Genomic DNA, 15116 nt, shown 5'->3' with positions numbered 1-15116 from the left:
TCAATTAGAAAGTTACGTTAACTCCAAAGTTATAGGTAGCAAACAAAGGATATACATTGGTATCAATACCGGCATTGGTTGGCGTTCCACCTACCTCTGGACTAAATCCTTTGTATCCAAAAATGTTAACTGCATTTTGTGCGTTTAAGAATACCCTTAATCGTTGCATTTTCCATTTATTAACAATTGCTGTAGGCAAGCTATAACCAAGCTGGATATTTCTTAATCTGACATAATCACCTTTTTCTACATAAAAGGAGTTTGGCGCATTGTTAAGCCCGCCAGCTAAATCTGCTGAAGGGTAGGTGTTAGAAGTACCCGGACCAGTCCAACGGTGATCGAAAAAATCCTTAGTATAGTTTTCGTTACCAAATCTACTGCTCAGGTTTGCATTAAACACATCTACATCAGCTACGCCCTGAATATCTAAAGTTAAATCGAAGTTTTTGTAAGCGAAGTTGGTATTTAAACCATAGGTGAATTTAGGATTTGGATTACCAAGAACAACCCTGTCTCTTAAATCAATAGTCCCATCTCCATTGATGTCTGCATATTTAAAATCGCCCTTTTTAAATCCAGGCCATGCAGCAGCTTCTGCATCTGTTTGGAATATGCCAGCAACCTGATAACCATAAAATTCTCCAATAGGTCTGTTATTAACAGTTCTTGTTGAAAGATAACCGCTGGTTAAGCCTGCACCACCTTTGTAAATAGGATTGGCACCTGAGGTAACATTCAATACTTTGTTGATGTTAATTCCCAGGTTTCCACTTACCGAATAGGTTAAACCACCAGATGTTTTATCAGCCCAGGTAGCTAAAAACTCGAAACCACGGTTCTGGATATCTGCCTGATTTGCAATAAGCGAGCTGTTTGCTGTTCCTAGGCTTCCTAAAACCGGGATATCAAATATTGCTTGTTCTGTTTTTCTGTTATAATAATCGAGTTCAACACTTAACCTGTTTTTTAAGAAGCCCATCTCTAAACCGATGTCGGTTCCTGCACTTCTTTCCCAAAATAAAGTTGGTGGAACAATGCTTCTAATGCTCGCACCTGTGTAAGGAATACCTCCAAAAATTGCGATTAATGCCGCAGACTGATCTACAGTTTGGGTTGACGGATTAAATGGAACCCCGGCATTACCTACTTTACCCCAGCTTCCTCTTAATTTTAAGTTACTGAAGATATTTTGGTTTTTCATAAATTCTTCGTTACTAATTACCCAGCCTGCTCCGATTGAAGGAAAATTGCCCCAAACATTGTCAGATCCGAAGAACTGTGAAGCACCGTCTCTTCTGATGGAAGCATTTAATAGGTACTTATTTTTGTAACCATAATTTACTCTGGCAAAATAAGAGGTAAATGTGCTTAACTCCCCTTTATCAATAATACTTCTGCTTGCAGCATCACCTAAAGCCAGGTACAAATCTCCTTCTGAAGTATAAGGTACATTTTGTGCATCAGCGTTTATCGTATACATTTTGTTTCGCTGAGCCGTTTGACCTGCCAAAAATGTTAAACTATGATCGTTCCATTTTTTATCAAAAGTTAAGGTATTTTCAACAAGCCAGTTTCTATTCTCAATACGATCTATATCAAGTTTACTTATTGTACTTAGCTGAGTATTGGTAGCCTTATATTGTGGTACGTAGCCCCTAACTTCTTCCTGTCCGAAATCTCCTCCAATACTCGTTTTGAAGGTGAAATTCTTAAGGAATTTTAATTCGGCATATACGTTACCATTAATTTTATATTTGGTTGTATTTTGATTAAAGAAATCTAATGTCGCCTGAGGGTTCATATTGCTTCCATTTCCGAGGTTAAAAGCATTAGGATCACCATAGCTGCCATCTGGGTTAAAAACAGGTACAACTGGTGACGCAGCATACATGGCCCTGAAGATTGTTGATGGAGCATCTTTTGATTTACTGTACGTTCCTGCAACGTTGTAACCAATTTTTAGAGGTTCAAAAATCTGGAAATCGTTAGCCAACCTTACTGTATAACGTTTGTAGTTATTGTTTTTTACAATTCCATCCTGATCAAGGTAACCTAAAGAGAAATTATAAGTTGATTTTTCTGAGCCTCCACTTATAGATAACTGGTGATTATTGACCATGGCAGTTCTAAGCACCTGATCATACCAATCGGTTCCGGTACCTAAATTGGTGTTTGCAAATAAAGGTGTAGCAGGTGGGGTTTGAAGACTGTATGCTTCATTTACCGCAGTTGCATATTCACTTGCATTTGCCATTTCTACTTGATTGGTTACTTTTTGAACACCAACAGAACCATTGTAGTTGATTACCGCATTTCCTTTTTTACCTTTAACAGTAGTTACTAAAACAACACCGTTAGCCGCGCGGATACCATAAATTGATTGCGATGATGCATCTTTTAAGATACTGATATTGGCAATGTCTGCTGGGTTCAGGAAATTAATGTCATCGTACCATACACCATCCACAACGTATAATGGTCCGGTTTTTCCATAAATAGTGCTTGTGCCACGGATCGTGATTTGAGGTGACGAACCAGGTGTACCATTATTGGTTATAGATACACCAGCAACTTTTCCTTGCAGTGCACTTACTGGATTAACAGATGCTTGCTTAGAGATGTCTTCGCCCTTTACGGTTCCAACCGATCCTGTAACATCAATTTTTCTTTGCGTACCGTAACCAACCACCACAACCTGCTCTAATTGTTGTGTTGATGAAGCTAATGATACATTAATAGTAGTTTGATTGTTTACAGCCTGCTCAAGTGCTGTATAGCCTACAAAGTTAAATACTAGTGTGGCATTGGCCGGCGCGCTAAGGGAGTAGTTGCCGTTCACATCTGTTTGTGTGCCAGTTTGTGTGCCTTTAATTAAAATAGATACGCCTGGTAAAGGAGTTTTATCTCCTCCATCAATTACCTTACCTTTTACGGTAATGTTTTGCGCTAATGCTACGTTAATTGTTAGCAAACAAAATGCAGCGAGAACAGAAAGTCTTGTAAAGATTCTTTTCATGCTTTATTATAAATTTAGTTTAATTGTTAGTTAAATGTGGGGTTGTTTTTGTTGATGTGCAAGTGTTTTTACCTCAACATTATTACATCAACTTGCCTTCTGGAGTATCTCAAGCATTTAAACCAAATGCGATTTTAGCCTAAAAACGCAATATTTGGGATTTTAACATATTATTAACATATACACAAGTGTATAAACTACACTAAGTATTTTGTGGGGCTTAAAAAGCAGTTATGAGAGGTAATGATGTAGTGCCAATTTTGAAAGGTACCATGAAAAAGCATCAAAAACAGTTTTTTGAGCAAACTTTACTAACATCGTTTTAGGTGATTCGGGGTGTTTGAATTTGAGGCTAGCTGGAATTAAAGCTCCATTAAAAACTCAGTTAAGTTTTTATCATGTGGCACTTCCAGTTTTTTGCGCAGGCGGTATCTGCGGATTTCTACACCCCTTAAGCTGATGTTCAGTAACGACGACATTTCTTTACTGCTCATGTTCATTCTGAGATAAGCGCAGAGTTTTAGATCGTTGGGAACAAGATCAGGATGCTGTGCTTTTAACTTTTTGAAGAAACTCTCGTGTGCCTCATTAAAGCTGTTCTCAAACAAATGCCAGTCGCGTTCATCATTCATTCCATCATTGATTACTTTCTGGATTTTGCGTGTTTGATCCTCCGATAGTTTTTTGCCATTTTCGTCTTTTAGCTTCGTAATTTCATCACTCAGTTTTTGAAGCAATTCATTTTTGTATACCAAAGTCATGGCAGAATTGGCCAGTTCCCTGTTTTTCGAAGCCAGTTCAGCCTGTAATTTCTCCGTTTGCAGTTTAATGATTTGTTTTTCATTAATCTCTGCTTCCTGCCTTAATTTAGCTTCCTGTTCAGTTTGTAAGCGGTCGCTGATTTTTTTACTGTCTCTTCGAAGTTTTCTTTCATAAATTTTCTTGCCCAGAATCAATACCACTACAAATAGGATCGCGTAAAGAATAATAGCCCAGTTACTTAAATACCATGGCCGTAAAATAGTAAATGCATAAATGGTTTCCTCGCTTACAGAACTATCATCTGTTTTTGCCCGCACTTTAAAAACATAGTTTCCAGCGCTTAAATTGGTGAAATCCTTTTGTGTGGCATAAGTCCAGTCAGACCACGTTTTTGAATATCCTTCTAAATAAAACTGGTACTTAATTTTGGCCTGGCGGTAATAAGGAAGGGCATAAGAAATGCGGATATTGTTGCGGCTGTTCTGTATCTCTGTTGCTTCAGCACCATTTCCAGCTTCACTAATAAGCGAAAACTTATCCGTAATATCTTCTACCCGCCTAATTAAAACAGCAGGAAGTTTTTGTTTCTGGCCACTGAGCTGTGCCGTTGGGTTATAGATCACAAAACCATCGTCAACACTGATCAGGTAAATGGAACTGCTGATGCGGCTGATGTTCTCGTAATATTGAACCATCCTGCCGTCTAAAATGCTGAATTGGTTCGAATCTATTTCTACTTTTCCGGGTTCGCTAAAATTTACTAGGGCCGTTTTTCCATGGTTAATGAACCAATACTTTTTCCCACCTGCATTGATGATTTTGTTGGAGGATTGAAATGAACCAAGTTCTTTATTAAGCGCCGCATACTTGGTAAACTTATCACTGAGTTCATCGTAAGTATAAAAACCTGCATCAGAAGAGAAAACAATCTTGTTTTCTAAATTGAAAATATTAATGTTGTAATTGCCAGGTAGGCCATTCTTTTCATCGAAGTATTTGGTGCTGGTTACGCTGGCATAATTTGGACTCAGATTTAGTTTAAACAAACCCTTATAAGCATGTGCCACCCAGATATCTCCCTTGTTATCTTGCTCAACATATCTTGATGGTGCATCGAAGCCTGTAATTTTCGTCGCAAACTTTAACCCTAAACCGGGTGATTCCGTAAAAAGTGAAAGCCCGGTGTATGTACCTTGAATGAGGTAATTCGGGTTAGAGTTTAGTTTTTTAATTGTCCAGCCACCAGCAGATCGTGATAACCATTCGATTTGATCTCCTTTTACCTTAAATGTACCGCTATTATGCCCGCAGATTAATTCATTATCAATAATCGCCAGTTCCCATACTTGCCCTTGCGAATTTGGGATTAACCGGAAATTAAAGGGTAAAAGGTTATCTGGTGACCATTCGCTATAAAATAAACCTTGATTGGTGCCCAGATAAATTTTATTGTTAAAGATGATGCTAGAATAAACGGTACCAAACTGGCCTGTTTTATCAAAATAGAAATATAAAGGCGAATTAAGCTCAATGCGGTCGATCCCATTATCAAGCCCCGTCCAAAGGTTTTGTTCATTATCCGCATATAAACTCAAAACCGTGTTGTTTTGTAAGCCGCTTGATTTGTTGATGCGTTGAACAACCCGTCCGTTTTCATCAATAATGATTAAACCATTGAGGATAGTACCATAAGCAAAATACTTGCCCAATAAACTCACTCCATTATTGAGTTGATAGGTTTTAAGATAGCTATTGGCGGGTGTGTTTAAAGGTGTAAAATCTTTTCCATCATAAGTAAATAATCCGTTTTTGCTGGTACCGATAATAAAGCCGTTGGTTTTATAGGGAAGGATAGAGAGGATGCCTTCTTTGCCCAGTTTTTCACTATTTGGGATATAAACCAATTTGTTCCCAATCAGTTCGAACAAACCTCTCTCCAGCACTTCAATCAGGTATCTGTTATTTACTTTATGCAGGAACAGAAAAGAAGATGGTGATTTTACGACCTCGATTTTATTGTTTTTGTAGATAAAAATCTTGGAAAAGGATTGAAAGATTACCCGGTCGCGGTCTACATAGATTTTCCAAACTTCATCATTGATCTTGATACCTTTTGGTAAAAGGTTAATAAGTGAGTTGTAGGTTAGTTTGTTGTTCTTAATTGCCCAAAAGCCAAATTCGCCAAAACTACCCGTGTAAATCCGCCCTTTATTATCAGTAGCTACTGATCGAACAATCTGCCTGTTGGGCATCTGGTATTTCTGCCAATAGCGCCCGTCGAAAGTTAAAAGCCCTTCGGCATTACCAAAATACATTACACCATCTTTATCCTTTGCAATGCTCCAGTTCTGGTTTCCTGATGAATAAACAGATTTGGGGTAATTTTCTATAAATGGTACTCCTATGCTTTTAATTTCTGAGGCATATGTATTTATAGCAAAGCAGGATAATAGGATGAGGAACCGGAAGTAGTTTAGCATAAAATGGTAATTGGGTAAACCCATTATTACACAAAGTAAATGAAAAATTGTTTAATAAGGTTATTGGTAAAAGGGTTAATAGCTATTAGTTGATGGTTCATGGCCATGAGTTCATGCTAGGTGCCCTTAGCTGATGATTAATGTTTTAACCTATAGAAACTAGTTCTTTTACCAAATACTATCAGCTATTTATTTGAAACAATTAGATATTACAGAGAATTTTTTAGCTTCGAAATCATCTTACAAAGTTGTTCGTATTCAGAATAAAGTCTTTTAAATTCTAGTTCAGTGATGTAATTTCTGGCAAAAGCCATAAACAAACAACTTACAACCTCTAATCCTGATCGGACAGAATAAGTTAAGAATCTAGAAAATTCAGCTTTTGATTGACCCATACATCCCTCGGCAATATTGAGATTTACAGAGTCAGCTGCTTTTTTAATTTGAGTGGCTAAACTGAAAAGTTCTATCCGTGGAAAACTTTTTGCAATAGTGTCTATTTCGTTACTGAGATTTAATGAAATCTGCCAAACTTTTAGTTCTTCAAATTTGAAAGCCATAACGTCGATTTTGAAATAAATATAATTATCTCTCTCAATATTATGACTTCTATTATTTATCATCATATCTTAACTATTTGATGATCATTGAATAGTCTGTGAACTATGGCTATCGACTACCTAACCATTAACTATCAACTAATAGGTAATAATCAAGGTTAGCCCTTCATTGCCACTGGCTGAGGAACCTTTACATAATACCCTGTACCATCATAAGGACGTTTGCGGGGATTAGTGGTACACGCTGTTGAGCAGCAGCCCTGAAGCTGATCGCCACACTCATCGCATTGGGTAATGTGCTCATTACATTCCGGGTTGGCACAGTTGATCATTTTAGGGGTAGTTTTACCACAGTTGTAACAAACCGAAACAATGGTAGGATTGACCTCATTTACATCAACAGCTATACGGTTATCAAAAACATAACATTTGCCTTCAAAATCTTTTCCACCTGCTTCCTTTCCGTATTTGATAATGCCGCCATGCAATTGGTAAACATCGTTAAAACCGTGGTGTAAAAGCAAAGCAGAAGCTTTTTCACACTTAATACCTCCGGTACAATAGGTTAATATTTTCTTGTCTTTATATTGGGCAAGCTGGTTAATCTGTTCAGGGAAATCGCGGAAATTCTCGATATCAAGCGTTACTGCATTTTTAAATTTACCAAGATTGTGTTCGTAATTAGAACGCACATCAAGGATAATAACATCTTCATCATCCTTCATTTTCATGAAATCAACAGGTTCTAAATGTTTGCCTGTTTTTTCGTTCGGATCAATAATGGAAGTATCTCTTAAACCCGAATGCACAATTTCTGATTTATAGCGGCAGTGCATTTTAAGGAAAGAAGGCTCCTCAACATTATCTATTTTGAATTCAGTTTTTGCAAATCTTTCATCTGCATGTATGGCTTTCATATACGCTTCGCAGGCCTCAACAGTTCCGGAAACAGTTCCGTTTAAACCCTCATCGGCAACGATAATGCGGCCAACTAAATCTAACGATTTACAAAATTTAAGGTGATCGGCAGCAAATTGTTCTGCCTCTGCTATGTAACTATAGCAATAGTAAAGTAGTGTTTGATATTTTTTCATAACGCTGTTGATACCGTTGCAAACGGCGTTTAAAGCGGGGCAAAGATAATAAAAAAGGTTGAAGGTAAAAAGGCTGAAGACCTCTACGCCCTACACTCTTCATCCACAACCTTATCATCGATTTTAAAATCTAGTTGTTCCTGCCCTTTCAGGTCTTCTAAAGCCCTCCCTTTTAGGGGAGGGTTGGCAGGGGTTAAAAGCCGTACGATATCCTAAATCCCTGTGTTAATTTGGTCGCACCATCGTAAGCAAAACCATAACTGGCCCTTAGTACCAGGCGCTGGATGCCGAAGTAAAATTCTTTGTAGTTTCTTTTTTCTGGAGAGGACAGATAACCTCCGCCGATAAATTCTTCCAATTTTGCTTTACGCAATAAAGGAACCTTATTCATGAAAAAGCCCGCGAAATTATGCTCTAAATGTGCCTCGAAATATTGTTGGTTGGTACTGAACTGATAAAAATCAAGGTATTGGAATTTTCTTAGGTTTGGCGGGAAAATGGTAGAAATGTTACCCGCGAAATGTTTGAAATCAGGATAATACATTTTTTCATTATTCAGGAATTTACCTGCGCCAACCAAAAATGAAGTGTAACCCCATAATCCCAATCCGATCCTGTCCTGCGAAACCTCAATTTTTACAAAATCGTAATCAACATCACTGTTTAACACGCCATTAAATCCCTTTTTATACAATAACGTCATCTTTGGAAATTTGGATTCGGTGTAAAACTTGCCATCCGGACGGGTAATGTATTTCTGCCGGATAATATAAGTTAAATTTGCAGTTGCGCTAAGCGAGTTGTAGGTTGGAAAAAGTGGTGTTTCTGTTGCGGGGCTAAATGGATTGTTCGAGGTAAATTCCCTGTCTTTTGCATCAATAAACTTGAATGTTGAGCTGTTGCTTAAATTTTTGTTCCTGCTGTAATCTACACTCACACTTCCCTGAAGTCCGCTTGCCAATTCGCGGGTGCTATTGATATTAATAAAACTCTTCTCATAAAACTTGGCAAAGTTTTTTTCATAGAACAAGGAGTTGATGCTATTGCCCAGAGTTGTCATCGAGCCTAGATTGTTCAGGTCGAAAATTCCATTTCCGAATGATGCACCTACACTGGCCCTTTTAAGGGGATTGTAATAATAATTTCCTGTTAAACTTCCGGTAAGTTTTTGGTTGGCAAAACCATACCTCAGTTCAGGTCGGATGGAATAGGATTTTCTGTTCTCGAAATCCTTTCGGTAAGTAACTCCATATTTAATGGCAAAACCTTCCACAGTATTATAAAAAATCGCTTTAAGCACAGGGTCGAAAGACCAATATTCCTTATCGTAGCGATCATTAATGCTGTAGCCCCTGAGGAGTAATTTGCCGATTCCGAACTTATTGTTGTCTTTTTCTAACGAATCGAGATATTTTTTCGATTCCTTTAATTTAGCAATACTATCTTTTTTAACATAATTAAGCCTTTCATCCCCTGTTAAAGGAATAGGCCTGTTATTTTTCCAATAAACCGAGTCTTTCTTGTTCACCATTTCGGTTACTTTCAAAATTTCACCATTGAAAAAGTTTTTAGGAAACTTTGGGTCGATATTATAATTGTTGTAGATACCTACATAATAACCTGCAATTTTAAAGCCCAGTACATTGCCCTCAAATTGAAAATTAATAGCGGTAGGCATGTAAACCTCTTTAACCTTAGTAAACTGTTGACTGATGTTTAAGGTATCAATAAAGTTGATCCCAGCTTTTTTGGTCAGATATACATCGGTGTTGTAAATCCTCCAGCTTTCATCAATAATATAGATAATCCCTCTAAATACCGGGTCGTTTTCGCGGCGCGGGATGACTTCGATTTTATGGATCGTTTCTCCATTTTCCTTGCTTTCGCCAAGTAATTTGTATTTATAATAAAAAAGTGCATTATCAGCAATTGGAGAAATAAACCCCCTGGCACTTAATGTGTTTTCCAATAGGTAATTATCGTAAAAATTGACAATTAAGTCGGATGCTTTATTAAAAGAAAAAGCATTGTTCCTACCTGCAACTTTTGAGGAGATCATTTCTTCATGCACATCATTTGGCCTTCTGAAATTGAACTTACTTTGCGATTCTGACAAATAAATAATGCCTTTTCGGTTGGTATCGAGTTCTAAAACTTTTTGGATATCCTGACCGAAGAACTTTTTAGGTGCACCTCTTAAACGTTGAACGCCCTTGATGTAAACATCGCAGCTAAATGCATTCACTTCATTTAAGTGTATTTTTCTTTGTTTAATTGCTTTACGGATAATGGCATAAGCAGGATCTTCTGCATTGGCCCTGATATTTACGTTTTCTAAAGTATAACTTTCGGAGGTTAATGTTACGTTAAGCAACACATCATCAGTAAGGTTAATGATATGTTCCTGTTGTTTATAACCCACTGCTCTAAAACTTAGGGTGTGTTCTCCGGTTTTTAGCTTTATTGAATACTTCCCATCAACATTTGCAGATGTTCCGTTGGTGGTGTTTTTTAAGTAAACTGATGCAAAAGGAATAGGTTGTCCGCCACTGTCTTTAACAGTGCCGGTAATGGTAAATTGTTGAGCTAAAACAAAATTGGTGAGGCCACAAAAAAATAGGAGCGCGCAGATTCTTATCATAAATTAGATTAGTAAGCTATAAATATCGAATAACTTTTAAGACTATACATATAGGTATGTGTTAAAGTTTGTTAAGTTGAAAAAAAAATATCAAGGCAATAAATTTTACCAAAAATAAGAGCCATCACAACTATTGTCAGATCACTCAAACGTTTGTTCCGTAAATATGTTGTTAAAATTGCCTTTTTAGGTCTGAAAAGACTTTTTTTTATAACTTTGGGCGTAAAATCAACCATATAAAAAGGCCATGTACAAAACATTACAACCTGTTCTTCAAAAAGAACTTGAAGAAATCGAAAACGCTGGATTATTTAAACGCGAAAGGATTATTATTACCCCACAGGGCGCCGACATTAAAGTAAGCGGCGGTGCTGAGGTAGTTAATTTCTGTGCAAATAATTATTTAGGGCTCTCTTCTCATCCAAAAGTGATTGAAGCAGCTAAAAAAGCAATCGACGATCATGGCTATGGAATGTCTTCAGTGCGTTTTATCTGTGGAACACAAGATGTGCACAAAGAATTGGAAGCTAAGATTTCGAAATTTTTAGGTACGGAAGATACCATTTTATATGCTGCCGCATTTGATGCCAATGGTGGTGTGTTCGAACCTTTGTTTAATGCAGAAGATGCCATTATTTCTGATGAACTGAACCACGCGTCGATTATTGATGGTGTGCGTTTGTGTAAAGCACAACGTTTCCGTTATAAAAATGCAGATATGGAAGATCTGGAAAAACAGTTAATAGCGGCTAAAGATTGCAGGCACCGCATTATTGTAACTGATGGTGCTTTCTCTATGGATGGATCAGTTGCTCCATTGGATAAAATTGCAGATCTGGCTGATAAATATGAGGCATTGATCATGATTGATGAATCGCATTGTACCGGTTTTATCGGTAAAAATGGCCGCGGAACACACGAACACTTCAATGTAATGGACCGTATTGATATCATCACGGGTACTTTAGGTAAGGCTTTAGGCGGTGCATCGGGTGGTTTTACTTCGGGTAAAAAAGAAATTGTTGATATGCTTCGTCAGCGTTCGCGCCCTTATTTGTTTTCTAATACTTTGGCACCAGCAATTGCAGGTGCATCTATTGCAGTATTGGATATGTTAAGCGAAACCACTGCGTTAAGAGATAAACTGGAAAGCAATACCAAATATTTCCGTGATAAAATGACCGCTGCTGGTTTTGATATCAAACCTGGTTTCCATCCAATTGTTCCGGTAATGTTATACGATGCCAAAATTGCACAACAATTTGCAGCTAAAATGTTAGAAGAGGGTATTTATGTAATTGGATTCTTTTATCCGGTTGTACCTCAGGGTAAAGCGAGGATCCGTGTGCAGTTGTCGGCCGGTCATGAGCAGCATCACTTAGATAAAGCAATCGCTGCGTTTACCAAAGTAGGTAAAGAATTAGGTGTGATTTAAAACTTGTAGATCTATCATAAACGACAAAAGCCGCTGTATGCGGCTTTTGTCGTTTATGGGTTCATTTTCTTTTATAATGATATTGTAAACAGATTATTTGAACCCATCAACTGTAAAATTATTAGATAATTTGCTGTATATTTGAAGCCATGTTACAGGACAAAATAACACAATATACCGAAAAAATTAATGCTTTCGTAACTGAAAAAGCAGACGAACTTGAGCAATTCCGTATTAAATATTTAGGAAGCAAAGGAGTAATTAAAGAGATTTTCGACGAATTCAAATCTGTTTCTATTGAAGAAAAAAGATCTTTAGGTAAAGTTTTAAACGAATTTAAGCAACTTGCCGAATCAAAATACCTTACCTTAAAAGAATCTACAGAAAGTTCTGAAACAAAAACAGAAAGTTCACAATTGGATTTAAGCCTGCCAGGTGAAGGTTTTGAGATTGGTTCGCGCCATCCCTTAGCCTTGGTGCGCAGAGAAATTGTAGAAATTTTTGCTAAACTTGGTTTTACAGTGGCAGAAGGTCCTGAAATTGAAGACGATTGGCATAATTTCTCGGCATTAAACTTTCCTGAAGAGCATCCTGCAAGAGATATGCAAGATACTTTCTTCATTAAAAAAGGTGGCGAGAAGGGCGATATCGCGCTACGTACACACACTTCATCCGTACAGGTTCGCATGATGGAGCAAGGTCAACCACCGTTTAGGGCCATTATGCCGGGGCGTGTTTACCGTAACGAAGCCATTTCGGCAAGGGCACATTGTTTTTTCCATCAGGTAGAAGGTTTATATGTTGATGAAAATGTTTCCTTTGCAGATTTGAAGCAAACCTTATTTTATTTCGTTCAGGAATTATACGGAGAAGGTACCAAAGTACGTTTCCGCCCGTCATATTTTCCGTTTACTGAGCCATCTGCAGAGATGGATATCTCTTGTACAATCTGCAAGGGTGCAGGCTGCCAGTTTTGTAAATACAGTGGTTGGGTAGAGATTTTAGGCTGTGGTATGGTAGATCCCAATGTTTTGGAAAACTGTGGTATCGATTCGAAAAAATATAGCGGTTTTGCATTTGGAATGGGCATAGAGCGTATCACCAACCTCAAATATGAAATTAAAGATCTGCGTTTGTTCTCTGAGAATGATGCACGTTTCTTAAAGCAATTTAAATCGGCTTTAATTTAATGATGAAGTATTTATACAGCATATTATTTGTTCTGATACTGGCTGCAGGCTGTGGTAAAGATGGTGGTTATATCCCGGATGTGCCGGTAAATTATAATGTTACTATAACCGAGTTTAGCTTAAAAGCAGTAAATAATGTGATGGTAGTGCCAGATAATGGAATTGGTGGATTATTGATCGTAAAAACGCCACTTGGTACTTATGTAGCGTTTGATCGTTGCAGTACCGTAAATCCAGAGAAAATCTGTAAAGTAGCACCTGATGAAAGTGGCGTAACCGCAACTGATCCATGTTCGGGTGCAAAGTTTTCACTACTGGATGGAAGTCCGCAAAAAGCACCTGCTGAAAAAAGCTTAAAAGCATATAATATTTCGCTACAGGGCAATACACTATTACACGTAAGCAATTAAAATGGAAGCTGAAAAAATAAAAGAAACAGTAAAAAAGGCTGCCAAAGAATTATTTAGAAAATACGGTTATCATAAAACCAGTGTGAACGAAATTGCTAAAAAGGCGCGTATAGCCAAAGCAACCATTTACAAATATTTCGAAAGTAAAGAACAGGTTTTGGATAGCATCCTCATGGATTATCTCGACCAAAACCTTCACGAAATCCTCCATAATAAATTAAGCTACGCCTCAGAAGAGGAGCATTTGAAGGCCTTGGTGATGAAAACCAGTCGTTTGTCTTTTACGGCCTGCAATGAGTTTATCGGATGGGATTTTGTACGTGAAAATGCAAACTCTCAGGAGTTCTTAAAACACTTGTCAGATCAGCTTGAAGCATTACTATTAGCAGCTTATCTGCAATTGGATAATTTTAAGAACAATCCTGCCAGAAGAGAAGGTTTGGCCTTTTTGCTTAAGGCGAGTAAAAGCATTGTATTTTCGTTTGCATTTACCTCGGTAAGTGATTCGGATGTGCGTAAGAACTTTGTAAGCTTTCAGAAGGAGATATTGCCGTTTTTAGTGAAAGCAGCACTTTAAAGACCCATTGAACAGTATTAATTAGCCACGGATAAAAAGGATGGGCACACCTGCCCAGCCGTTCAGGCGTGTAGAGAAATCTGTGTTTATCTGTGTAATCTGTGGCTAAAAACCTAATAAATTAAGCTGATTTATTGATTATAATAATCTTTGATCTTAAATTTTTGTACGGTTCTTTTCATTTTGCCGTCAATCAGTTTTTGCGTAATTACAGTAACATTATCTGCAATACTTGAGTCTTCAATTACCGATGAATCTTCGTACAGCACATTTTTAGCACCATATTTATAATTGATGGTTTTGTCGAAACAGCATCCATCTTTCTGGTGGATAGCAATCTGTTTGGTTTTTTTATCAATATCGAACATGCCCAGGTTTTCGCTTGCCAGTTTGGTGAGTTCGCTATTCAACAGAAACTGGTTATCCTTTGATGCTAAATATACATTGTACGATGGACTGGAGTAAGCCCCATTGCTGCCATTTCGGATAGCGATATCCTCAAAGCCATCAAAATTAAAATCTCCGAAAATTAATGGTGTTTGATATTTCCCAAGTTCAAGCCATCCAAGTTTCGCATCCTGTTTTTCCGTTAAGCCAAAATCCAGGTCTTCAGAATGGAAGGTGTCTATTTCTCTGTCTGATACTTTATCATAAATAATAACAGTGGCCTTTCCGCTACAGGCATTACCCTCGCATTTGTCAACAAAAATTTTGGCTTTATATTGGTTGGAGCTGTTATTGGCAAGGAACTTAAACTGTGCTTTCGAAGTATTGGTTATCAATAAAATACCGCAAAAGATGATCAGACTTTTCATGAAATAAATTTTGGTAAAATTACATCAATATCCTTCGACAAAAAGTTAAAAAAGGTTAACGTTTTCTTTCTGTGCTAATTATCTGATGAACTAAAAAATATACCTATCCGATATTAAAATTTTTTGCAAAAAAAAA

At 37.4% G+C, this 15116-nt stretch carries 10 protein-coding genes; 4 read left to right on the top strand and 6 right to left on the bottom strand.

What is annotated here, in order from left to right; genetic code table 11:
- Nucleotides 1–4: 4 nt before the first annotated feature.
- The 5 genes from R2S57_RS12915 to R2S57_RS12895 all read right to left on the bottom strand — a co-directional run bounded on the left by R2S57_RS12915 (nt 5) and on the right by R2S57_RS12895 (nt 10553).
- Nucleotides 5–3016: a TonB-dependent receptor gene (locus R2S57_RS12915; RefSeq protein WP_316845366.1), complete on the bottom strand. Its 3012-nt coding sequence runs from the start codon at nt 3014–3016 to the stop codon at nt 5–7.
- Between the two features lie 362 nt (nt 3017–3378).
- Nucleotides 3379–6258: a triple tyrosine motif-containing protein gene (locus tag R2S57_RS12910; RefSeq protein WP_316845365.1), complete on the bottom strand. Its 2880-nt coding sequence runs from the start codon at nt 6256–6258 to the stop codon at nt 3379–3381.
- 209 nt (nt 6259–6467) lie between these two features.
- Nucleotides 6468–6884, bottom strand: a complete 417-nt coding sequence (locus tag R2S57_RS12905) for a four helix bundle protein (protein WP_316845364.1) — start codon at nt 6882–6884, stop codon at nt 6468–6470.
- A 92-nt stretch (nt 6885–6976) separates the two neighbouring features.
- On the bottom strand, nt 6977–7912 hold the full coding sequence (locus R2S57_RS12900) for a rhodanese-related sulfurtransferase (protein WP_316845363.1): 936 nt from the start codon (nt 7910–7912) through the stop codon (nt 6977–6979).
- 193 nt (nt 7913–8105) lie between these two features.
- Nucleotides 8106–10553: a DUF5686 and carboxypeptidase regulatory-like domain-containing protein gene (locus R2S57_RS12895; RefSeq protein WP_316845362.1), complete on the bottom strand. Its 2448-nt coding sequence runs from the start codon at nt 10551–10553 to the stop codon at nt 8106–8108.
- Nucleotides 10554–10800: 247 nt separating this feature from the next.
- On the opposite strand from R2S57_RS12895, the gene kbl reads away from it, so the two are divergent.
- The 4 genes from kbl (at nt 10801) to R2S57_RS12875 (ending at nt 14165) form a co-directional block, all read left to right on the top strand.
- Nucleotides 10801–11988, top strand: a complete 1188-nt coding sequence (gene kbl / locus R2S57_RS12890; protein ID WP_316845361.1) for a glycine C-acetyltransferase — start codon at nt 10801–10803, stop codon at nt 11986–11988.
- A gap of 149 nt (nt 11989–12137) precedes the next feature.
- Nucleotides 12138–13178, top strand: coding sequence for a phenylalanine--tRNA ligase subunit alpha (gene pheS, locus R2S57_RS12885; RefSeq protein WP_316845360.1), 1041 nt, complete (start codon nt 12138–12140; stop codon nt 13176–13178).
- On the top strand, nt 13178–13588 hold the full coding sequence (locus R2S57_RS12880) for a hypothetical protein (RefSeq protein ID WP_316845359.1): 411 nt from the start codon (nt 13178–13180) through the stop codon (nt 13586–13588). The genes pheS and R2S57_RS12880 overlap by 1 nt, the downstream gene beginning before the upstream one ends.
- Nucleotide 13589: 1 nt before the next feature.
- On the top strand, nt 13590–14165 hold the full coding sequence (locus R2S57_RS12875) for a TetR/AcrR family transcriptional regulator (protein WP_029274048.1): 576 nt from the start codon (nt 13590–13592) through the stop codon (nt 14163–14165).
- 131 nt (nt 14166–14296) lie between these two features.
- Here R2S57_RS12875 and R2S57_RS12870 read toward each other — a convergent pair whose 3' ends face one another.
- Nucleotides 14297–14980 carry an XAC2610-related protein gene (locus R2S57_RS12870; protein WP_316845358.1) on the bottom strand — a complete coding sequence of 228 codons (684 nt, stop codon included), beginning with the start codon at nt 14978–14980 and terminating at the stop codon, nt 14297–14299.
- Nucleotides 14981–15116: the final 136 nt, after the last annotated feature.

Source organism: Pedobacter psychrodurus, from assembly GCF_032678585.1.
Classification (GTDB): domain Bacteria; phylum Bacteroidota; class Bacteroidia; order Sphingobacteriales; family Sphingobacteriaceae; genus Pedobacter; species Pedobacter psychrodurus_A.
Note: the sequence above shows the minus strand (reverse complement) of the source record. Positions and strands in the feature narration are given on the sequence as shown.